Genomic DNA, 20,541 nt, shown 5'->3' with positions numbered 1-20,541 from the left:
TGGGCAAAAAACGGCATTTAACCGGCCAGTGTTTCAGCTGCACTGATTTCCGCAGCCATTCGTTGAGTGATCCAGTCGCGGAATACGGTCATCGCTGGAGTCAACGGTCGATTTTTCTGCGACACCAGGTAAAAAGATTTGGACAATTGCATGATCACGTCGATCGGTATCATCAAATCGCCCTGGTCAATCTCCTCACTGACCAAGCTTGGGTCTGTCAAGGCAATCCCCAAGCCTTTTGCGGCAGCGTTCGCAGTATTCATGCCATTGGAAAAACTGATGGTTCCCTGTGATGGATGAAACGGCGTTTCCGTCAACTGGAACCAACTGGTCCATTCGTCCGGCCTCTTTTTCACCTGCAACAACCGAAACTTAAGCAGGTCTGCAGGCTCCATGACTTTTTCCTGTTCTAACAGTATAGGGGCGCATACCGGTACCAGGTAGGAGGGCCTCAGCAACTGACATTCAACCCCCTCCCACTGCCCTTCACCGAAATAGACTGCCATATCAATATTCGATTGTTTAAAATCGATTTCACCGATGGAACTGTGAATATCCAACTCAATATCCGGATGACGATTCGTAAAATCGTGAAACCGGGGCAATAACCAGCGATCCAGAAAGGCCGGTGCCACCGCCAATTTCAACTCGCCGCCGGAATGCGCTGACGAGGCTCGCTGGGTGGCCACTTCCATGTGCATGAACGCACTGCTGATAGACTCCAGATAAGCGGCACCGGTCAGTGTCAGAACAACTTTGCGGGTACGCCGTTCAAACAACTCAATACCTAAAAAATCCTCAAGTGCTTTCACCTGATGACTGATCGCCGATGGCGTCACGTAAAGCTCTTTTGCAGCTGCCTGAAAGCTACCTGTGCGGCCTGCGGCTTCAAATACCTGTAATGCTTTGAGTGGTGGTAAACGTATCATGCGGGCCCATAGGTGAAATAAACTAACTTATAATCGTAAAAATAATCGTTTGTGACCAAAAGGTCAACGCCATAGACTGCGCGCATCTTATTTGCTGTTGTTGAGATTCACCCATGCAAAGTTTTGAACAGATCGCCGTAAACGCTTATGAGCCATCTGATGTTGAGCGTCATATTCAACGAGCCCGCGCCATGCGCAGCCAGGCCGTAAACGACGCCACCAAAGCCGCTTTTGAATGGGTCTCAAGAACATCGCGCAGCCTGCTGACTGCATCACCGCGCGCGCGTAAAGCCTGATTTCTGGAACGATTTATACACTCGTTTTTTGGCCCGCCTTGAGCGGGCTTTTTTTTGTCTGCATGACGCTCAAATACGAAATGGGTTACCATGCCCCACCCTTACTCAACCGATACCCGCATGCAGAAAGACTACATCACCGACAGCCCTGACATTGAAGCGATAGAGCTTTGGAACAGCCAATGCTTTATTACCGAAAACCCCTACCACACGATGCTGCAGGAAGCGCTGCGCAACAGTATTTACGACGATATTGGTGAACTTAATGCGACGGTTCAAAGTGAAGTTGCTGTTACCGCCAAAGCCAATCTGGCGGAAAGCGAACTGGACTTTCTGGATCGGGACAATGCCGACATACAAACGCTCAATGTATTCCTCAGCGACCTCATCAACACCATCGCCGCCGACGTCAATCAACCCTTTTGGCCAGAAGACGCAGAGGCGTATGCCACTATCGTTGAAAGCTGGTATCACGTAACTCGCAATGGCGGTTATCACGATGCACACAGTCACCCCAACTGTTCCTGGTGCGGAATTTACTATCTCGATATTGGCGATTCAGATTTTACCCGGCGCAATGGACTGAATCGTTTCTATGACCCGAGAGTGAATGCCGACCACTACCTCGATGCCGGGAGCCAGTACCTAAATGGCACGGGCATTTGGGACATAGAACCCAAGGACGGTCAGATTGTGATCTTCCCGTCTTATCTGAAGCATTCTGCTTTGCCTTACTTCGGCGACAAGGATCGAATCGTCATCGCGTTTAATGCGCGGGTGGATTTTGTATAAGTTGCTGCCGGATAAAGCCCGCAATGTCCGCTAACGCCTCAACGGCCTCAGGCAGAATCGGCGCCATAGCCGGATAACAGTGCATCATCCCTTGACCGATTTGGCGATGCACCTCAACACCGGCTTTCTCCGCTTTCGCCATGAGTGCCAGCGCTTCGTCATGAATGTTTTCGCGGGTACCCACCGAAATAAACATTGGGGGCAACCCCTGCATATCACCATATAAGGGTGATATCAGTGGATTTTTTTTGTCGTGTGTCGTCGCGTACCAATTGCCATATACCTGCCAAGAACCGGGTGGCGCCAGCGGATCATCAGTCAGATAAGACGCCTGTTGTAACGTAAGGTCCACCCAAGGGGACAGTAACACTGCCGCTTTGGGCAAAGGCATCGCCAGACTTTTCAACTTCAACAGTGTGGCTAACGCCAATCCTCCTCCGGCTGAGTCACCACAAAAAACGATGTTCTCAGGCAACCAACCGGTCGCTAACAGGTTCTGATACACCGCTATACTGTCATCCAAGGCTGCGGGAAACGGATGTTCTGGTGCCAGGCGGTAGTCGAAACATAACGCATTGACCCCAGTCGCTTTGACAAACTTAGACACGATCCCCCGATGCGACGAAGCCGAGCCGGTGGTGTAGCCACCACCGTGAAAATACAGCAACAAGGTCTGCGCATGCGCGTCTGTAATCAGCCGCAGTGCGTGCACACCCCGATGTTCTTCGGATACAAGCTTGAATGAGGCATCCAATTGCCCCAACCTGGCCGCCATCTTTTCCGTGCGGGCACGCAAGGCAACCATATCGGTCCGCTCAGTGATCGTCTCCGGTCTTAGCCGCCCCCGAAACCAATGACGGTGTTGCAACAAAAAATGAATGAATTGCGTTTTGAGTGTCGGCATGGATGGCTCCCTTATTCAGCACGAGACAAGAATCGCGTTATAGCTTTTATCAACCGGTTGACGAGTTCAACCCGGTAGTCTGCCAGTGTTTTTGTACAATGCTTTGCATAACATCAATTACAAGAAGGATTCTCGCCGTGTCCAGTGATCAATCCGGCAAGCCCGTCATTTATCAAGTGTTTACACGCCTGTTTGGTAATCAAAACACCACCAATAAACCGTGGGGCACCAAAGAGGAAAACGGAGTCGGCAAGTTTGCGGATTTTGACGATACCGCACTGCGCGCAATCAAAAATTATGGTGTGAGCCACATCTGGTACACCGGCGTACCGCACCATGCCCTGATCGGCTCATACCCGGGCATCCATGACGACCACCCTGAGGTCGTGAAAGGTCGTGCCGGCTCGCCTTACGCCGTGAAAGACTATTACAACGTGAATCCAGATCTCGCCATGAACCCGGCACAGCGGCTGGAAGAGTTTGAAGCCCTGATCGAGCGAACCCACCGACACGGCATGAAAGTTATTATTGATATTGTGCCGAATCACGTCGCGCGCCAGTATCAGAGCGTCAGTGCCCCGCCGGGTGTAGATGACTTTGGAGCGCGCGATAACACCGAGCTGAGTTACGATCGAAACAACAACTTCTACTACCTGCCCGGAGAAGACTTTCAAACCCCAGATTACCCAGAAGGCTTCGCACCGCTGGGCGGCGAATATCAGGGCGCTCATTACCAGGAATCACCGGCCAAATGGACGGGGAATGGTGGTCGCCACGCCAAGCCACATTGGGATGACTGGTTCGAAACCGCCAAAATAAACTATGGCGTTACACTGGATGGCATCAAAGATTTCCCGGAATTACCGCCCGGTTATGATCAGCAGGATTTCGTCGCGCACGCTGAATTCTGGGCTGACAAATCGCTACCGAACAGCTGGACCAAATTCCGCGACATTGCCCTGTATTGGCTGGATAAGGGCGTGGATGGCTTCCGCTTCGACATGGCAGAAATGGTGCCGGTTGAGTTCTGGAGCTTCATGAACGCAAGTATAAAAGTGCACAACCCAGAAGCCGAGGTGATTGCTGAGGTCTACCAACCGGATTTGTATCGCGACTACATTTTCAACGGCAAGATGGACTACCTCTACGACAAAGTTGATGTCTATGACACGCTCAAAGAGATCGTTCGCGAATCGGCCGGTACCTCCCGATTGGACGACGATCAACGTCGGCTTGCCGACATAGAACCCCACCTGTTGCGTTTTCTTGAAAATCACGATGAACAACGCATCGCGCATCCAGAATTCGCGGGTTCTGCAGAACGCGGCTGGCCTGCGATGGTCGTCACTGCGTTACTGGGAAAAGGTCCGACCATGTTGTATTTCGGCCAAGCGCAAGGCGAAAAGGCGGATCAGGACCTGGGTTTCGGTCGCGCCAGCCGTACCACGATTTTTGACTACGCAGGTGTTCCTGCCCACCAAGCCTGGATGAACCACGGTCGATTTGACGGTGGTGGCCTGACCCAAAGCCAGGCGGAACTGGATGCCGCGTACCAGCGTCTATTGAGCTTTTCAGCGCAAGAGCCAACGCTCCACGGCGATTTCATTTCACTGCACGCCCATAATCGTCAATACTCCCTGAACTATGGCGAGCGGCAATATGCCTTCATTCGCAAACACCACGCACATTGGATTCTGGTGTTTGTCAATTTCGACTTTCGCGACAGCTATTGCGACTTGATACTGCCTCCGGATGTAGTTGCCGCCTGCGAAGGGCTCTACTCTGGCAGCGTACTGGTCGAATGCATCGGCGAAGAGTGGTTACAGAAAACCGTTCAAGCTGCGGATCATGGCGATCTGACGATCCCCATCAACTGCCCGGGCTTTGCCGGGCAGGTGTTTAAATTGAGCGGCCGCTGAGAGAACCCTAACAGCATCCGAATTAGTCCAGAAAGGTAGCGATGTCGACCAACGGCTTCTTGTCGATGGTCGGCACCTGACACCCGTCTGCCGGGTAGCCAGCCACCAAAATCATATAGGGGCGTTCATCGGCCGGTCGTTTTAAAATAGTGTTCAAAAATTTCATCGGGCTCGGCGTGTGAGTCAACGTGGCGACTCCGCTGGTGTGCAGCGCGTTAATCAGAAAACCGGTCGCGATGCCGACGCTTTCAGATGTGTAATAATTTTTAAGCTTGTTACCCTGCGCATCGTAGGAAAACTTCTTCAGAAAAATAACAATCAAATGGGATGCCGTTTCTAAGAAGGGCTTTTCTGCGTCGGTCCCCAGGTGGCTGAGTGCGTCCAACCATTCCTCTGACGCCCGTTGCTCATAAAACTCGCGCTCTTCCTGTTCCGCAGCCAACCGTATTTGCTTCTTGATGTCTGCGTTAGAGATTGCCACGAAATGCCAAGGCTGCATGTTGGCGCCATTGGGTGCGGTACCCGCTGACAATATAGCCTGCTCGATCACGCTGGCGGGAATCGGCTTATCGGAAAAATCCCGCACGGTTCGCCGCGTCTTGATGGCCTGATAAAAAGCCTCCGCCTCGGCCTGCATTTCCGCCTCTGTGAGGGTGTTAAATTCATAGGGGATGGGCGCGTATTCCTGCTTCATGGTCAGTTCCTGTTGTTGGTTTCTTATTTTTTGACTCTCGGAGTATGTTAAGGACAAAACACCTTTGGCACCAAGCAGTGCTCGGAAGGCTTATACTTGCAGACCTTTCAGTATTCAGTAAAAGTATCGTTACAGACCCGGTTTTTTGGCCAAATCCAGCCTAAAACGACCTCTTGCGCTATCATGAACCGGCCAATCACCTTAGAATACGCCCCCGAACAGTCAGCTACAGCCACGCAATGAGCAAAAAGCAATCCTATCTGAAACAGAAATACATCAACGCACAGCAACAATGGGCTGATGGCCTAAAAACGTCCGGCCAGCGCGCTTTCGCACGTTTCGACGCCGTCATGGGTGACCATTCTTTCCTGAGATTTTTCTGGACTAACCGACACCAGCTCGATGATGGCGTGTGGCGCAGCAATCAGCCGTCACCCCGACATATCAAAAAGCTCGCCAGCCAGGGCATTAAAACCATTGTTAATCTGCGTGGCGTGAGCCGTTGGGGTTCTTATATCCTCGAAAAGGAAGCCTGCGACGAATACGGCATTGAAATGATCAATCATAAAATGTATTCCCGACGCATGCCCACCTACGAAGAACTGTTGAAAACGCAGGCCATGTTCGAACAATTACGGAAACCGGTACTGTTCCATTGTAAGTCGGGCGCCGACCGCGCTGGTATCTGCTCCGCGTTATATTTACTGCTGATTAAAAAAGCCCCGATTGAAGAAGCGCAAAAGCAACTGAGCCTGCGTTACCTGCACATCAAGCATTCAAATACTGGCCGACTGGATTACTTTTTGGAAACCTACCGTCAGTTCAATGAAAAAACGCCGATCGATTTCATGACGTGGGCCAAAGATCATTACGACCGGGACACCCTCACCGCGCAATTCCATTCCAACAAATGGTATGACCTGTTGGTCGATAAGGTGCTGAATCGTGAGTAACCATTCCGGTAAATACCTGTTGAGTAAAATGTGGTCTGGATATATCAAGAATCACATTGGCAAACTGATTGTCGCCATCTGCTTTATGCTGCTCGAAAGCGGCTCAATTTTTGTTCTCGTCAAACAATTGCAACCCATGGTAGACAAGATATTTGTTCAGGCAGACCCAACGGCCGTCCTACCGGTCACCTTAGCCTTCCTTGGCGTTTTTCTGGTTAAAGGATTCGGCTCTTTTGCTCATCGATCACTGACCGTTAAAGCAGGAATGTCAATTGTCGGTGAGTTGCAACAAGACCTGACCAACCACCTGTTGCGTCTGGATATTGCATTTTTTAACCGTCATGCACCGGGTGAACTCATTGAGCGGGTGCGGGGAGATACGCAAGCCCTGCAATCATTTGCCAGCGGCACGTTGCTCACATTCGGTCGAGATACCGCAACACTTGTCGCCATGATTATTGCAGCCATGCAAGAGGATATCGCGTGGACGTTAATCATTTTTGTCGGCCTACCCGTACTATTGCTTCCAATGGCCTGGCTTCAAAAAGCAATCCGTCGCTTAACCCGGCGGGCAAGAGAGTCTTCTGCCAGTTTATCGACGCGATTAGATGAGATTTTTCATGGCATCAAGGCCATTAAACTCAATAACTTGCTCACACACGAAGAAGACCGATTCAAGCAAGATGTTGGCGCCTTTGTAAAAAACAATCTGAAATCCGAATACGGCCGCGCCGCCATGCCATCCATAATCGACATTGTCGCGGGTTTGGGTTTTGTCGCCGTTATCTTTTACGGTGGGCAGGAAATATTAGCGGGTGAAAAAACCGCAGGCTCCTTCATCACATTTTTCTTTGCCATCGCATTGGTTCTGGACCCTCTCCGCCGGCTGACCAATGTAACCAGTGGTCTGCAAATGGCGCTGGCCAACCTGGAAAGAATATTTTTTGTTTTCGACCAACAACCAACCGAGCGCCCCAATTCAGTTCGCAAGCTAGCCAATCCTAACGGAGATATTCGCTTCGAACAGGTCAATTTTTCCTATGGTAATAATGTCGTTCTGAACAACCTGAGCTTTGTTGCGCCAGGTGGCAAAACCACGGCCTTTGTTGGCCCTAGCGGCGCGGGAAAATCAACGTTGTTTAACGTTTTGACCCAACTGGAGTTGCAGTCTAGCGGTGATATCTTCATTGGCGACGATAATCTGGCCGACATCGATTTATTGGATCTTCGCCAGGACGTGGCTGTGGTTTCACAAGAATCCGCGCTGTTCGATGAATCAATACGCGACAATATTTGGCTCGGTGATTTAACCGCTGATGAAGCTAAAATCGATTCGGTGGCCGATACCGCCTTGGTCAGCCAGTTTGCGAAAGACTTACCGGATGGTTTAGACAGCCTGGCGGGACCTCGTGGTACGAATCTTTCAGGCGGACAGCGGCAGCGTGTGATCATTGCGCGCGCGCTGCTACGCAACGCGCCCATTCTGCTGTTAGACGAAGCCACGTCGGCATTGGACAACAACACAGAACAGAAAATTCAAGCTCTGCTGGATGCGTTCACCAAAGATAAAACCACTCTGGTGATTGCCCATCGGCTCACCACGGTGATGAATGCCGATGTTATTCATGTCATGAAAAACGGCGCTATTGTCGAAAGCGGCACCCACAATGAACTGCTTGCATTGAACGGCCACTACGCCGAACTCCATACCACATTGGAACGCTAGCCCGGAATTCTCATTATAGGTCGAGAGCTGAGGAAAATTAGCCTAAACAGTGTGTTCGTTTGTCCGCCAAGCCTTAGTTACTCTAAAGTTCAAGGGCAATCGCGCAAAATGTAACGGCAAATTTTTAACAGACTCGATCAGCGAAGTGGGGTCGCAAAGTGTTACCGAAGTTCATTTATCTAAATGCCAGGCCTGGGATACTGAGTTGTTTTAAGCGATATATTGATTAAGGCCCCAAAACGCGCAAGCCTTATTGGTTCGCGCGCTCTCTAAAGCTTTGCACCTGGTATGTCTGAACATCTAATTCGGTGACGGGTGTCGCTTCATCCAAGCCAGCTTTTCGCTTTAGATAATTGAAAAAAGTCGTGTGATCCGGCAACTGCTCCCAAACTTGCGGTAGAAATGTCGAGCGATGATTTCCCTGTTCAATAATGACACCGTCTCGATGTGGAATGACCTGTCGAAACAGGTCCTGCTCATCGGTAAAAGACAGCGATTCAGGTTTTGACAGTATCGAGATTTCGAAACTGAGATCCGGCAATTCATCAATAGTCACCGGTAAAAATCGGGGATCGCGAAAAGCAGCTGAATGGGCATTTTGAGCAACATCATCTGCCAGACTGCGATGAGCTTCCAGCGAACCAATACAACCACGTAATTGGCCGTCTGTGGTTAAGGTCACGAAGGACGCCAATGGTGAGTCGAATACAGGATCGGTCAAGCCGCTAATCGGCTGCGCTGGGTTCAAAGCCTGCCAAACGCATTCCCGGGCAAAACGCAGTGCCATCTGCTGTTGCTCGTTATTCAACAATACCGGAGTCATGAGCTAACACCGTCATACACAGCGAACGACGCATAACCGACGACCCGCTCTTTGTCTCCGGTGATTTCCCCTGAATTTCCTTTTGCAATAGGCTCTACCTGCCACCCTCGCCCTTTAGCAAACGCCAGAGCACCGTTTAGCGGGTGATGACCACAAGCCTCCTCACCCAGCAGCGATGTTTCACAGTGTAGAATTTTCTGAATCGTATTAGCATCGACGCGATTTGCGTCTGCGTCGTACAGAAAATGGCTTAAATCGGTGCTGACCACAATCAACGTCTGCTCATCCCAAATCGTCTCAATTGCCTCGCGCACCAGCTCAACGTTGGACTGACCAACCACCAATGGCACTAACAGAAAATTGTCCAACAGTGTTTGCAAAAACGGCAGCTGCACTTCCAAACTATGCTCCAACGCATGCGCGTCGGTTCGGACGTCCACTCCCGGTAGGTCGGTTAATCGGTTAATCGCGATTTGGTCGAGTTTAATATCCCCTAAAGGTGTTCTGAACGTTGCATGTTCCGCGACCGCTATGCCATGCAGAGCCACACGGTGCGAAGGACCGAGCACAACGACCCGACGATAGGCATCACGGTGATTTTTAAGCGAGGCATAGGCGTTTGCGGCGATCTGGCCGGAATAAATGTAGCCGGCGTGCGGCACCACCAACATGGTCGGTGCTCGGGAATCGGCATCGTAATTTGCCTGACCTAAAAACGTCGCCAACTGATGATGCAACTGATGGGATTCGGCGGGATAAAACGCGCCAGACACAGCGGGCATTCGAATAGTCATACGAGCCCCCTTTACCAAGAATTTGTACTATCAAACCTAGTCCCAAGCACTACACTAATCAACAGTGAGCGCTCTAAAAGGAGACGCAGCCATGGCAACAAACCGGTACTGGCATGCCTTGGACGATGGCTCCGGCAAACTGCAATGCGATCTGTGCCCACGCTATTGCAAGATACCCTCCGGAAGCCGGGGTTTGTGCTATGTACGTGGCAACCAGAACAACGAAATTACCCTGCTCAGTTATGGCCGTTCCAGTGGTTTCTGCATTGATCCGGTGGAAAAAAAGCCATTAAATCATTTCTTGCCCGGAACACCGGTACTTTCATTTGGTACAGCGGGCTGCAATTTGGCGTGCAAGTTCTGCCAGAATTGGGACATCAGTAAATCGCGTAAAAATGAATCGCTGGCGGCCGCAGCCAGCCCTGAGCAAATCGCGCTCGCGGCCGCGCAAAACCAATGTCGTTCGGTTGCCTATACATACAACGATCCGGTGATTTTCATGGAATATGCGCTGGATGTCGCCGAGCAATGTCAGCACCACAACATCCGCAATATCGCGGTCACCGCGGGTTACATTTGCCCGGAACCTCGCATCGAATTTTTTCAGTCGATGGACGCAGTGAATGTGGACCTGAAAGCTTTTTCGGAAAACTTTTATCGCAAGATCTGCGGCGGACATCTGGCGCCGGTCTTAGAAACACTGCTCTACATTCAGCATGAAACACATTGCTGGCTGGAAATCACCACCTTGCTGATTCCAGGTGAAAATGACAGCGACAAAGAACTCGATCAATTAACGGGGTGGATCGCGGAACATCTTGGGGTCACCACCCCACTGCACTTTTCGGCCTTTCATCCTGACTGGAAGATGTTGAATCACGCGCGTACTCCGTTGGCCACGCTACAACGTGCCCGTGCAATCGGCCTTCAAAACGGATTGAAATATGTGTACACCGGGAATGTTCATGATCCGGCAGGCGATACCACCTATTGCCCAGAATGCGCTGAGCCAGTGATCGTCCGCGATTGGTATCAGTTGCAGACCTGGGCCTTAGGCGAGAATGGTGTGTGCGGTCATTGCGGTGCGAAGGTGCATGGCGTCTTTGAAGCGACTCCTGGGCAATGGGGTGCTCAGCGGAAAGTGATTCCAATGCATCAATCATAAAAAAAGCCCCATCCAGGGCTTTCATGTAAGGTCATTGAAAATCGGTCAACGTTAACCGACAGCGTTCAATGCGGCGTCATAGTCAGGCTCGTTGGCAATTTCAGACACTAACTGGTTGTGGATAACCTGACCCGCTTCATCGATGACAACCACCGAACGAGCACACAAACCGGCCAATGGACCGTCAGCAATCTTCACGCCGTAATCATCCAGAAAAGCTGGGGACCGGAAGGTCGACGCAGTTTTCACGTTGTCCAAGCCTTCTGCGCCACAAAAACGTGAGAACGCAAATGGCAAATCCTGTGATACACACACAACGACCACGTCGTCACGGTTATTCATTTTGCTGTTGAACTGGCGGGTAGATGCAGCGCAGGTTCCGGTATCAACACTTGGGTAAATGTTTAAAATAACTTTTTTGCCTGCAAAACTGGCCAGGGATACTTCCGACAAATCCGCGCCGGTTAATGAAAACGCCGGGGCTTTTGTACCCACTGCTGGCAGTTCACCAGCGACCTGAACGGGATTACCTTGCAATGTAACTGTTGCCATACCTTTTCTTCCTTTGAGTGTGGATTGAACTTACGGGCAGTATTGGGGTTTGGATGAAAGTTTCAACCACAGAAAAAGTGCGGGTAAAGCCGACTTGAAAAAGTGCGGTCACGGCGGACTCTCTTGCAATGCCGCAACCGCACGGAGCAAAAGTTTAAAGGGCGTCCGTTTTGGCCGCACAAATAAAGTCGTTCCTGTGCAACCCGTTGATGGCATGCGTCCACCAGCGCACAGTGACTTTACCCCATTCAGTCACAATCTCCGGATGGTGGCCTTCGGCCTCGGCCAACGCACCAACTTTATTGGTAAACTCGAGCGCCAAACGAAAATTCTTAAAACTGTAACTGCGCTCCAGCTGCATGACATTGTTAACGACGACAGGCGCCCAATCGGGAATCTGATGCATTAATTCAGCCAATTCCTGATCGCTGACTTTGGGTGCATCGGCGCGGCACGCTTCACACTGTTGTTGTGCAAGTGACATTTCGTCTCCTTATCCATTCACGACTTTTTTTTGAGGAAATTTTGCGGGCAACAAACCCATTTTTTTGGCGCTGTCTACCGCTGCCATAATGTCCATGTTGGCAATATCAAATAACGCGTCGACAGACTCCAGATAAAAATACTGGGGCTGTAAAATATCAATCCGATACGGCGTGCGCAGCACGGTCATCAAGTCAAACGGAGTGCGTTCAGGAACATCACTGGCAAAAGCATAGTCGGTTTCTTTTGGCGATGACAAAATGCCGCCCCCGTAAATACTGCGCTCCCCTTGAACTGTTTGCAGCAAACCAAATTCAACGGTAAACCAATAGAGCCGTGCCAGGTACACGCGGTCCTCTTTTGAGGCTGCTAAACCCAACTTGCCATAGGTTTCGGTGAACTTGGCGAACGCAGGGTTGGTCAACAACGGACAGTGACCGAATATTTCATGAAAAATATCCGGTTCCTGAAGGTAATCCATATCGGCCGGGGTTCGGATAAAGGTGGCCACGGGGAATTTACGCTCACTCAGTAATCCGAAAAACGTCGAGAAATCGATCAGCGCCGGGACGGCTTGCGTCTGCCAGCCGGTCGCTGCCATCAACACAGCATCGATGTCTGCCAATTGTGGAACGTGATCAACTGGCAGATTCAGGGCTTTCGCACCTTCGAGATACGCCTGACAAGCGCATTGCTCCAGTACCGGTAGTTGGCGCGAAACCAAAGCTTTCCAAGTGTCGTTTTCGATCTGGGACCAAATGATTTGCCCATCGGCTTGTGGCTGATGTGCAACATACTGGGTACCTTTACCCATAGAAGCCTCTCCGGTTGTATTCTTGTTTTTGTTCGGTTATTTCGGACTTAAAACCGCGAAAAGTACAGCCATACCCCTAAATTGACTGCTGACGTAAACGTCAAGCAAAGATGACATGCCTTCACCCAGCGCTCGCGCAATCAGGGTTTAACGGCGGTAACACTGCGTTTTCCTTGATCAGATCAGTGGAAAGCAAAATGAACATTTAATTTCGATGCAAAAGCCCGTATAAAGGCCGCACATTTGCGCAGGAGCAACCTTTTGACATTAAAAGCACTTGTTTTCGATATGGACGGCACTTTGCTGAACACATTGGAGGACTTGGCAGACTCAACCAATGCGGCGCTGAGCAAACACGGTTTTCCAACACAAGAACCGGATAACTATCGCTTTTTCGTCGGCAGCGGAGCCCGCGAGCTTATTCGGCGGGCTCTACCCACGACTCAGCGAACGGAAGACACCATCGACCAGGTCCTGGCCGACTATAAAAAGCATTACGATGGCAATTGGGCAAACAAAACGCACCTGTACGCTGGAATTGCCGATGCACTGTCCTTCGCACAAGCGCATGACTTACAGTTGGCCATTCTGACCAACAAACCACAGGCCTTTGCCAACCTTTGTGTTCAGCATTTTCTCCCCGACTGGTCCTTTACGTTAGTCCAGGGCCAGGTTGACGGAATTGCACACAAACCCAGTGCAGAGGTATCTGCGCGAGTAACCGAAGCATTACAGGTTACACCAGAGCAAGTTCTGTATTTCGGGGACAGCGATATCGACATGCAAACCGCCCAAAACGCGGGCTATCAAGCCATTGGGGTCACCTGGGGATTCCGGGACGCGGAAGAACTGTTGCAGGCTGGTGCCAGCCAGCTCTTACACGACCCCGGTGAGATTATTAACCTGGTGAAAACCTCACTGAACAGTAATTTCCTGCCCTAATTCATGTATTTGCTTGCATTTACGTCACATTGGGCCAGATTAGAAGGACATTGTTTGGCTGAAATCAACGGAGTGACATCATGGAAACCGCACACCACACCCTGGCAGACTTGTTCGGACAGTTGGGCCTGGAGAACTCCAGTGATGCGATCGACTCATTTATCGCTGAACATAAGAGCCTGAGATCAGACCAGACTCTGGAGTCCCTCGCCATCTGGTCCGAGAGCCAACGGCAATTGCTGATTGAAGCGCGCACCGAAGACGCTGCATGGTCTGAGCCTGTCGATGAGCTGGATGCCCTGCTTCGACAACATCATTAAGGATGCCTTGAACAAGGGGATGAAACTCGGGTGGCTTAGAGTACAGTAAAGCTGCACCCTGAACCTAACTGCTCAATTAATAAGCAAAACTCGCAATTTCCCAGAACGCGAGTAGTTTAAATCACCGTCTAGCGAACGGTGAGAAAAGGTTATGAAAGAAACGCAGCAGGGAAACCGCAAAGTCATCTTAACCAAATGGTTGCTGATCATTTTTTCCGTGGGCACAGTGCTGTATTTGCTGTTACTGGGCTTACGTGGCGAAGTCCCCCCAGATTCTTTTTTCATGAACCTTGTCTTGGGTCTGGGTGCCATTGGCGGCGCTTTTACGGCGGGCAACATCTTTGAGCACCGCGCCGCAGCGCAAAAGGAAGTGACAAAGAAAATGGAATCCAATAAAGAACCAGCGTCAAGCTAATAACAACCCGCCTAAGGTGCGGAAAAAGATGTTTTAGTCTTTTACTCTCTTGCTCTATTCATTTGCAGCAGAATCAAGCAATACTCTTTCGTGGAATCCAATTACAAGATACAAAAAATCCAATGCGTTTTAACTGAAATATTTTTGAGATACTCAGTCAAGAGCAACAAAATTAATCACCTCAAAGCATCTACGATTTTGTTTAGGGAAATTCCACTTTTGACGTCTAGTTTACTAAGTTCTTCGACCATCCGTTAGCTTCAAAAAAAGCAGATCTTCATAATCCAAAAACAATATACGAGTGTACACTTCTCTTTCTCCTGGGGAGCAATTGCGACTAAGATTATCGAGTTACTGCTTCCAATAATCAAAGCCAACGTAAATGGCTTTTAATAAGAGCTATCCTGATGAAACATATCTTTATTCTATGCATGCTAAGTACTGGACTTTGTTGTGCTTCTGAAAATAATATTGAGATTGTTAAAAACGCTTCATTTGAATGTGAGAGTGAAGAAAGAATTGGTCAAGTATTGGACAACTGGAATGATTGCAAGAACGCGAGCTGGGGGGCATTTACTACTGAATCAAACCTTCAGGTGGTCGAATTTGTTTGTCCGTCGATTAGCACCGTAAAGTTTTTCAACCACGTCAAAAATCGCGTACCTGCACGAGACTTTGTTCACTTTGATATCAAAAGTTACCAAACCAAATTCGCTTGGCACATAAATTCAGACAACACAATCGCGTTAGATAACATCTCATTTTCCTATCGCTGGAAAGATGCATTAACATTTGACAATAAATACTTTGGAGAAGAAAGAAACGAAATTCATAAGTCTGCGTGTCGTAATAAACCACACATCGATTTAACTAATGCCCACTACATAGACACCTTACCCGAAACTGCGTTCAAGGACATGACGTCTAACCTTAAAAAAATGCGTGGCATTTTTGACTATGATCCGGAGAAACCACAATAAAGGGTAGAAATCAGAGAATGACTCATACTGGTCACAAAGTCAGATTCATATTCTATAACAAACAAAAAAGCCCCAATCTTTCAATTGAGGCTTCTTTGTCGAATCTTGGTACCAGTGTGGTGCGGCATCCCGACCGGACGTAGAGTCCGGCTTACCTGCAACTAAAACAAAGCAAAAACAGAAAAGCCCCAATCTTTCAATTGGGGCTTCTTGTCGAATCTTGGAACCAGAGTGGTGCGGCATCCCGACCGGACGTAGAGTCCGGCTTACCTGCAACTAAAACAAAGCAAAAACAAAAAAGCCCCAATCTTTCAATTGAGGCTTCTTTGTCGAATCTTGGTACCAGTGTGGTGCGGCATCCCGACCGGACGTAGAGTCCGGCTTACCTGCAACTAAAACAAAGCAAAAACAAAAAAGCCCCAATCTTTCGATTGAGGCTTCTTGTCGAATCTTGGTACCAGAGTGGTGCGGCATCCCGACCGGACGTAGAGTCCGGCTTACCTGCAACTAAAACAAAAATACAAACAAAAAAGCCCCAATCTTTCAATTGAGGCTTCTTGTCGAATCTTGGTACCAGAGGCCGGACTCGAACCGGCACGCTTTTAAGGGCGCGGGATTTTGAATCCCGTGTGTCTACCAATTTCACCACTCTGGCTAAGTGAGGCGGTATTCTAGGGAATAATTCTTTTGTGTCAAGCACTTAGCGTAATTTTCTGTGCAGATTCGGTCACTGTCCTACAAATCCAGCGCGGTCATCAGTTTGGTGTCCCATGGTTGTGGACGGGCCAAGCCAAACCCCTGCCCGGAATTACAGCCCAGTTGCTGTAAACGAAGGAACTGCTCTTTGGTTTCCACGCCCTCAGCCAATACTTCGATATCCAGGGCTTTGGCCATCGACATAATGGCGTACATGATCTGGTCTTCTTTGCGGGCTTGGGTCTGAGTACGCAGAAACTGACGGTCTATTTTCAGCTTATCCACTGGAAGCATGTGCAGGTAGGCCAGGCAGGAATAGCCGGTACCGAAATCATCAATGGCAATACGGATGCCCTTGTGCCGCCAAGCTTCCAGCTTTTCGATAATACCATCGGTATAGGTCATCAGCTGCGATTCGGTCAGTTCAACTTCCAACTGCCAACCTGCGTCAGTGACATCGCGCCAGAAGGTCATCAATAAATGCTCAAAAAACGGATCGGTAATTTGCTGAGCGGATATATTCACCGCCAGCAACGGCTTCTCCGCCCGATCCGCCAGATTTACAGAGCGAATATCACGACGAATACAATTAAAGATGAGTGAACTGAGGGTATTGATTAAGCCCCGAGACTCCGCCAAGGGAATGAATTCAGCGGGCGAGACCTGCCCGAATTCGGGTGATGCCCAGCGAGCGAGCACTTCCATACCGATAAACTCACCGCTCTGGATATTGTACAAAGGCTGGTATGCCGCCTGAAATTGCTCTGGCGCTTGTTGCAATACCCGCCGCAGCGACTCCGCCAGCCGCTGCTGTTGTTCTATTTTTTGAGATTGGTGCCGATCATAGAGCTGAAACTGCGCCCGACCCTGTTTTTTGGCCTCAAACATGGCTTTTTCAGCGTTAATAATCAGATCTTGTGGGCTTGCGCCCTGATCAGGGTAGAAAGCGACCCCAATAGACACCGTAAACTGGTAATGTTTGCCACCCATCTGGACCGGTCGCTCAAAGTAGCGCAACAACCGATGACAGAGGTATTGCATTTCATGGGCTTGTTCACAACTGACGATCGCAGCAAACTCGTCGCCGGACAGGCGCGCCAGTAGGTCATCGCGACGCAGCATCTGGCGGATTTTCTCTGCACACAGCTTTAACAACTCATCGCCAATTTCATGGCCATGCAACTCATTGATATCTTTGAAATGATCCAGATCGATGTACAACACCGCAAAATCATCATTGCCACTTTTATTCAGGGCAATGTGCTGAGTGAGTTCGTCAAGAAAGGCGTAGCGATTGGGCAGCTCTGTCAAATCGTCCAACAACACCCGTTGTGAGGGAGCCTTGACCAATTTCAGGCTTTCGGCATCAAAGACCCCGACATAGCGAGGTTTCAGTGTGTTGGGCAATTGAATGACTTTGACGCTGTATCGGCCTGTGTCCGTCAGACCGCCAATTACCTCGCCCCGCCAACTGCGTTTTTGGCGGATGCATCCAGGCAGCTCAGTGACAGAAAGGTCATCGTCTTTACTGACTAAATCGAACAGAGAGGCTACAGAGCGGCCGAAGACCGCTTCATACTGGTGATTAAAATAAATAAGGCGCAGGGTTTCATCAAATACCGCAATCGGTTTTGAGAATTCGTCAACCAGTGATTTGTAGCTCGGTTCGAAATGGAGACTACTTACAGACACAAAAAGAATTTACCTTCTAATAACACCGGTCTGCCCTGCAATGGTGCGATGATTAACTATCTACTCGAACATGAAACCAAAATCCTTTCAGTTTCAACTGTTTAACGTAACAACCTGATAACTCGCAATAACCAACGTAGAAATACCAGATGCCGCGAAGCTGAGCAAGTGACAATTCTGGCGGCGGGAATAATACCCTAACCACTTGGTAAGAAAATGACCGAAGACAAACAAGAATCACATGGAGCCAACTGCGCATTTCCGATAGAATATCCGGCCTTTTTACTGTGTAACCATGACAATTTAATGCAATATCTTGACAAATCATTTCAAGTTGACGACTTTGACTTTCAGTTACCGGATGATCAAATCGCGCGCCATCCAACCGCAGAACGCACCGGTAGCCGTTTGTTGTACCTGCAGGGTAACGATGGCGTCATTGAGCACCTGCACTTCCCGGCGATCGAAGAATTGATCGAACCAGGCGATCTACTGGTGTTCAATAACACCCGGGTGATTCCAGCCCGTTTATTTGGTCAGAAGGACAGCGGCGGTAAAGTTGAGGTATTGGTTGAACGGATGACCTCAGATCACACCGCCGTTGCGCATATCCGGGCCAATAAAAGCCCGAAGGAAAACACCGTTTTGCAGATGGAAGGCGGTATTGAGTTGGTGGTCACCGGACGTGACGAGAACCTGTTTAAAATTCGCTGTGCAAACGAGACACCGTTGGTCGACTTGCTGGAACAGCACGGTCATATGCCATTACCGCCTTACCTGGAACGCGAAGACGACTCGGAAGATCGCGAGCGTTACCAGACTGTTTACGCACAGAAAAAAGGTGCCGTTGCCGCACCAACGGCCGGCCTGCATTTTGACGATGCTATTCTCGCCCGCCTTAAGGCAAAAGGCGTCAATACCGCCTTTGTGACCTTGCACGTGGGTGCAGGCACGTTCCAACCGGTGAAGGTCGATAATATTGCGGATCACGTCATGCACGCGGAATGGGTCGATGTCCCAGCCGATGTCGTGGAACAAATCCGCGCAACCAAAGCTGTGGGTAAACGCGTTATCGCGGTTGGTACCACCAGCGTACGTTCACTCGAGAGCGCATCCGCTTCGGGTTCAATTGAACCATTCACGGGTGACACACAGATTTTTATTTACCCTGGGTATGAGTTTAAAACAGTTGACGCCATGCTCACCAATTTCCACTTGCCGAAGTCTACGTTGATCATGCTGGTCAGCGCTTTTGCGGGCAAAGATCATGTTATGAACGCCTACGCTTCGGCTGTTCAGGAAAAATACCGCTTTTTCAGTTATGGCGATGCTATGTTTGTCACCAAAAACAACGGCGCGCACCTTTTCTCAGGAGACCCCTCATGAGCCGCACCTGTTTCATGAACTTCAAACTGCACAATACAGACGGCAAAGCCCGTCGCGGCACCTTGACCTTCCCGCGTGGTGAAGTGCAAACCCCGGCCTTTATGCCGGTAGGCACATACGGCACAGTCAAGGGCATGACACCGAAAGACGTTGAAGAGATCGGCGCTGAAATCATTCTGGGCAACACATTTCATTTAATGTTGCGACCCGGAACTCAGGTCATCAGCGAACACGGTGACTTACACGATTTCGCCCAATGGCCAAAACCCATCCTGACCGACTCGGGTGGCTTCCAGGTATTTTCACTGGGTAAACTGCGCAAAATTACCGAAGATGGTGTGACCTTTCAGAGCCCGGTCGATGGTGCCAAAGTGCACATGACCCCGGAAAGCAGCATGGAAGTACAGCGCGCCCTGGGTTCCGATGTGGTGATGATTTTTGACGAATGTACGCCTTACCCGGCCACACACGATGAAGCCCGCAAATCGATGGAAATGTCCCTGCGTTGGGCAAAACGTTCCAAAGATGCCCATGACGACAGCCCTTCCGCGCTGTTTGGCATCATACAGGGCGGCATGTATCGCGATTTACGGGAAGTCAGTCTGGAAGGACTGACCAACATCGAGTTCGACGGTTACGCCATCGGTGGTTTAAGCGTCGGCGAACCAAAAGATGAAATGATGCAGGTGCTCGATTACCTGCCCGCTATGATGCCAGAAGACAAACCTCGCTACCTGATGGGTGTGGGCAAGCCTGAGGATCTCGTCGAAGGCGTTCGTCGCGGTGTGGATATGTTCGACTGTGTGATGCCAACTCGCAACGCCCGCAACGGCCACCTGTTCGTGACCGATGGTGTGGTTAAAATCCGCAACGCCAAACATCGTCACGACACCAGCGCTTTGGACGCGGAGTGCGACTGTTACACCTGTCGGAATTTCAGTAAGGCGTATCTGTATCATCTGGACAAATGCGGTGAAATGCTCGGTGCACAACTGAACACCATCCATAACCTGCGTTATTACCAGCGTTTGATGGCTGAATTACGCTCAGCGATCGAAGAAAACCGGCTTGATGCCTACGTTGACGACTTTTATGCCCGTCGCGGCTTGGAAACGCCACCTTTGGCACCATAACGGTAAACAGATTTTTATTTGCGCAAAATTGCCAGTTTTTCGTCTTTCCGAAGGCGGAGGCCAACGGTAAACTGCGCGCAGCACAATAAACAATGAGCCAGGTGGCCCTCGGCGCCGGAAACTGGCCAACTAA

General features: G+C 49.9%; 21 protein-coding genes and 1 tRNA gene. 12 read left to right on the top strand and 10 right to left on the bottom strand.

The window, feature by feature from the left end; genetic code table 11:
• Window positions 1–17: 17 nt before the first annotated feature.
• The gene (gene gcvA, locus IYN85_RS15870; RefSeq protein ID WP_230390790.1) at window positions 18–929 is read right to left on the bottom strand and encodes a transcriptional regulator GcvA; all 912 of its coding nucleotides are present in this window, start codon (window positions 927–929) and stop codon (window positions 18–20) included.
• 113 nt (window positions 930–1,042) lie between these two features.
• Between gcvA and IYN85_RS15865 the strand changes: the two genes are divergently transcribed.
• Both IYN85_RS15865 and IYN85_RS15860 read left to right on the top strand, forming a co-directional pair.
• A complete protein-coding gene (locus tag IYN85_RS15865; protein WP_196159900.1) occupies window positions 1,043–1,225 on the top strand; it encodes an RSP_7527 family protein in 183 nt (60 codons plus the stop codon).
• A 90-nt stretch (window positions 1,226–1,315) separates the two neighbouring features.
• Complete coding sequence (locus IYN85_RS15860) at window positions 1,316–2,017, top strand: putative 2OG-Fe(II) oxygenase (RefSeq protein WP_230390789.1); 702 nt, start codon at window positions 1,316–1,318, stop codon at window positions 2,015–2,017.
• On the opposite strand, the gene IYN85_RS15855 is transcribed toward IYN85_RS15860, so the two are convergent.
• Window positions 1,992–2,921 carry an alpha/beta hydrolase gene (locus tag IYN85_RS15855; protein WP_196159899.1) on the bottom strand — a complete coding sequence of 310 codons (930 nt, stop codon included), beginning with the start codon at window positions 2,919–2,921 and terminating at the stop codon, window positions 1,992–1,994. The two genes, IYN85_RS15860 and IYN85_RS15855, sit on opposite strands and share 26 nt — an antisense overlap.
• Before the next feature lie 137 nt (window positions 2,922–3,058).
• Between IYN85_RS15855 and IYN85_RS15850 the strand changes: the two genes are divergently transcribed.
• Window positions 3,059–4,840: an alpha-amylase family protein gene (locus IYN85_RS15850; protein ID WP_370592217.1), complete on the top strand. Its 1,782-nt coding sequence runs from the start codon at window positions 3,059–3,061 to the stop codon at window positions 4,838–4,840.
• A gap of 22 nt (window positions 4,841–4,862) precedes the next feature.
• Here the strand turns inward: IYN85_RS15850 and IYN85_RS15845 are convergent, their stop codons facing one another.
• On the bottom strand, window positions 4,863–5,534 hold the full coding sequence (locus IYN85_RS15845; RefSeq protein WP_196159897.1) for a nitroreductase family protein: 672 nt from the start codon (window positions 5,532–5,534) through the stop codon (window positions 4,863–4,865).
• Between the two features lie 239 nt (window positions 5,535–5,773).
• Between IYN85_RS15845 and IYN85_RS15840 the strand changes: the two genes are divergently transcribed.
• Together IYN85_RS15840 and IYN85_RS15835 are read left to right on the top strand one after the other, a co-directional pair.
• Window positions 5,774–6,487, top strand: a complete 714-nt coding sequence (locus IYN85_RS15840) for a tyrosine-protein phosphatase (protein WP_196159896.1) — start codon at window positions 5,774–5,776, stop codon at window positions 6,485–6,487.
• Window positions 6,480–8,213 carry an ABC transporter ATP-binding protein gene (locus IYN85_RS15835; RefSeq protein ID WP_196159895.1) on the top strand — a complete coding sequence of 578 codons (1,734 nt, stop codon included), beginning with the start codon at window positions 6,480–6,482 and terminating at the stop codon, window positions 8,211–8,213. Before IYN85_RS15840 ends, IYN85_RS15835 begins: the two co-directional genes overlap by 8 nt.
• A gap of 250 nt (window positions 8,214–8,463) precedes the next feature.
• On the opposite strand, the gene amrA is transcribed toward IYN85_RS15835, so the two are convergent.
• Together amrA and amrB are read right to left on the bottom strand one after the other, a co-directional pair.
• The gene (gene amrA, locus IYN85_RS15830; RefSeq protein WP_196159894.1) at window positions 8,464–9,036 is read right to left on the bottom strand and encodes an AmmeMemoRadiSam system protein A; all 573 of its coding nucleotides are present in this window, start codon (window positions 9,034–9,036) and stop codon (window positions 8,464–8,466) included.
• A complete protein-coding gene (amrB, locus tag IYN85_RS15825; protein ID WP_196159893.1) occupies window positions 9,033–9,830 on the bottom strand; it encodes an AmmeMemoRadiSam system protein B in 798 nt (265 codons plus the stop codon). The genes amrA and amrB overlap by 4 nt, the downstream gene beginning before the upstream one ends.
• Window positions 9,831–9,921: 91 nt before the next feature.
• Here amrB and amrS point away from each other — a divergent pair, with 91 nt between their 5' ends.
• Window positions 9,922–10,995, top strand: coding sequence for an AmmeMemoRadiSam system radical SAM enzyme (gene amrS / locus IYN85_RS15820; RefSeq protein WP_196159892.1), 1,074 nt, complete (start codon window positions 9,922–9,924; stop codon window positions 10,993–10,995).
• A 51-nt stretch (window positions 10,996–11,046) separates the two neighbouring features.
• Here amrS and tpx read toward each other — a convergent pair whose 3' ends face one another.
• The 3 genes from tpx to phhA all read right to left on the bottom strand — a co-directional run bounded on the left by tpx (window position 11,047) and on the right by phhA (window position 12,844).
• Window positions 11,047–11,547 (bottom strand): thiol peroxidase, encoded by a 501-nt coding sequence (gene tpx, locus IYN85_RS15815; protein WP_196159891.1) that lies wholly within the window; start codon window positions 11,545–11,547, stop codon window positions 11,047–11,049.
• 154 nt (window positions 11,548–11,701) lie between these two features.
• On the bottom strand, window positions 11,702–12,031 hold the full coding sequence (locus IYN85_RS15810; protein ID WP_196159890.1) for a 4a-hydroxytetrahydrobiopterin dehydratase: 330 nt from the start codon (window positions 12,029–12,031) through the stop codon (window positions 11,702–11,704).
• A gap of 9 nt (window positions 12,032–12,040) precedes the next feature.
• Window positions 12,041–12,844 (bottom strand): phenylalanine 4-monooxygenase, encoded by an 804-nt coding sequence (phhA, locus tag IYN85_RS15805; RefSeq protein WP_196159889.1) that lies wholly within the window; start codon window positions 12,842–12,844, stop codon window positions 12,041–12,043.
• Window positions 12,845–13,105: 261 nt separating this feature from the next.
• Between phhA and IYN85_RS15800 the strand changes: the two genes are divergently transcribed.
• The 4 genes from IYN85_RS15800 to IYN85_RS15785 all read left to right on the top strand — a co-directional run bounded on the left by IYN85_RS15800 (window position 13,106) and on the right by IYN85_RS15785 (window position 15,501).
• Complete coding sequence (locus IYN85_RS15800; RefSeq protein ID WP_196159888.1) at window positions 13,106–13,786, top strand: HAD family hydrolase; 681 nt, start codon at window positions 13,106–13,108, stop codon at window positions 13,784–13,786.
• An 80-nt stretch (window positions 13,787–13,866) separates the two neighbouring features.
• On the top strand, window positions 13,867–14,106 hold the full coding sequence (locus IYN85_RS15795) for a DUF2789 family protein (RefSeq protein ID WP_196159887.1): 240 nt from the start codon (window positions 13,867–13,869) through the stop codon (window positions 14,104–14,106).
• 151 nt (window positions 14,107–14,257) lie between these two features.
• The gene (locus IYN85_RS15790) at window positions 14,258–14,521 is read left to right on the top strand and encodes a hypothetical protein (protein WP_196159886.1); all 264 of its coding nucleotides are present in this window, start codon (window positions 14,258–14,260) and stop codon (window positions 14,519–14,521) included.
• A 407-nt stretch (window positions 14,522–14,928) separates the two neighbouring features.
• Window positions 14,929–15,501, top strand: a complete 573-nt coding sequence (locus IYN85_RS15785) for a hypothetical protein (protein WP_196159885.1) — start codon at window positions 14,929–14,931, stop codon at window positions 15,499–15,501.
• 568 nt (window positions 15,502–16,069) lie between these two features.
• Here IYN85_RS15785 and IYN85_RS15780 read toward each other — a convergent pair.
• Together IYN85_RS15780 and IYN85_RS15775 are read right to left on the bottom strand one after the other, a co-directional pair.
• Window positions 16,070–16,156, bottom strand: a tRNA-Leu gene (locus tag IYN85_RS15780).
• 80 nt (window positions 16,157–16,236) lie between these two features.
• The gene (locus tag IYN85_RS15775; protein WP_196159884.1) at window positions 16,237–17,889 is read right to left on the bottom strand and encodes an EAL domain-containing protein; all 1,653 of its coding nucleotides are present in this window, start codon (window positions 17,887–17,889) and stop codon (window positions 16,237–16,239) included.
• 306 nt (window positions 17,890–18,195) lie between these two features.
• On the opposite strand from IYN85_RS15775, the gene queA reads away from it, so the two are divergent.
• Together queA and tgt are read left to right on the top strand one after the other, a co-directional pair.
• The gene (gene queA / locus IYN85_RS15770) at window positions 18,196–19,275 is read left to right on the top strand and encodes a tRNA preQ1(34) S-adenosylmethionine ribosyltransferase-isomerase QueA (RefSeq protein ID WP_196159883.1); all 1,080 of its coding nucleotides are present in this window, start codon (window positions 18,196–18,198) and stop codon (window positions 19,273–19,275) included.
• The gene (gene tgt, locus IYN85_RS15765; RefSeq protein WP_230390788.1) at window positions 19,272–20,408 is read left to right on the top strand and encodes a tRNA guanosine(34) transglycosylase Tgt; all 1,137 of its coding nucleotides are present in this window, start codon (window positions 19,272–19,274) and stop codon (window positions 20,406–20,408) included. Before queA ends, tgt begins: the two co-directional genes overlap by 4 nt.
• The last annotated feature ends 133 nt before the right edge of the window (window positions 20,409–20,541 follow it).

This window comes from Reinekea sp. G2M2-21, assembly GCF_015687175.1.
GTDB lineage: Bacteria > Pseudomonadota > Gammaproteobacteria > Pseudomonadales > Natronospirillaceae > Reinekea.
The sequence above is the reverse complement of the archived record's forward strand: the minus strand, read 5'-3'. Positions and strand labels throughout refer to the sequence as shown.

Coding starts and splice junctions, on each gene's coding strand:
- IYN85_RS15840 (WP_196159896.1), top strand. CDS start 5,774: ATGAGCAAAAAGCAATCCTATCTGAAACAGAAATACATCAACGCACAG.
- gcvA (WP_230390790.1), bottom strand. CDS start 929: ATGATACGTTTACCACCACTCAAAGCATTACAGGTATTTGAAGCCGCA.
- IYN85_RS15785 (WP_196159885.1), top strand. CDS start 14,929: ATGAAACATATCTTTATTCTATGCATGCTAAGTACTGGACTTTGTTGT.
- IYN85_RS15845 (WP_196159897.1), bottom strand. CDS start 5,534: ATGAAGCAGGAATACGCGCCCATCCCCTATGAATTTAACACCCTCACA.
- queA (WP_196159883.1), top strand. CDS start 18,196: ATGCAATATCTTGACAAATCATTTCAAGTTGACGACTTTGACTTTCAG.
- amrS (WP_196159892.1), top strand. CDS start 9,922: ATGGCAACAAACCGGTACTGGCATGCCTTGGACGATGGCTCCGGCAAA.
- IYN85_RS15865 (WP_196159900.1), top strand. CDS start 1,043: ATGCAAAGTTTTGAACAGATCGCCGTAAACGCTTATGAGCCATCTGAT.
- IYN85_RS15855 (WP_196159899.1), bottom strand. CDS start 2,921: ATGCCGACACTCAAAACGCAATTCATTCATTTTTTGTTGCAACACCGT.
- phhA (WP_196159889.1), bottom strand. CDS start 12,844: ATGGGTAAAGGTACCCAGTATGTTGCACATCAGCCACAAGCCGATGGG.
- tpx (WP_196159891.1), bottom strand. CDS start 11,547: ATGGCAACAGTTACATTGCAAGGTAATCCCGTTCAGGTCGCTGGTGAA.
- IYN85_RS15795 (WP_196159887.1), top strand. CDS start 13,867: ATGGAAACCGCACACCACACCCTGGCAGACTTGTTCGGACAGTTGGGC.
- amrA (WP_196159894.1), bottom strand. CDS start 9,036: ATGACTCCGGTATTGTTGAATAACGAGCAACAGCAGATGGCACTGCGT.
- amrB (WP_196159893.1), bottom strand. CDS start 9,830: ATGACTATTCGAATGCCCGCTGTGTCTGGCGCGTTTTATCCCGCCGAA.
- IYN85_RS15790 (WP_196159886.1), top strand. CDS start 14,258: ATGAAAGAAACGCAGCAGGGAAACCGCAAAGTCATCTTAACCAAATGG.
- IYN85_RS15860 (WP_230390789.1), top strand. CDS start 1,316: ATGCCCCACCCTTACTCAACCGATACCCGCATGCAGAAAGACTACATC.
- tgt (WP_230390788.1), top strand. CDS start 19,272: ATGAGCCGCACCTGTTTCATGAACTTCAAACTGCACAATACAGACGGC.
- IYN85_RS15810 (WP_196159890.1), bottom strand. CDS start 12,031: ATGTCACTTGCACAACAACAGTGTGAAGCGTGCCGCGCCGATGCACCC.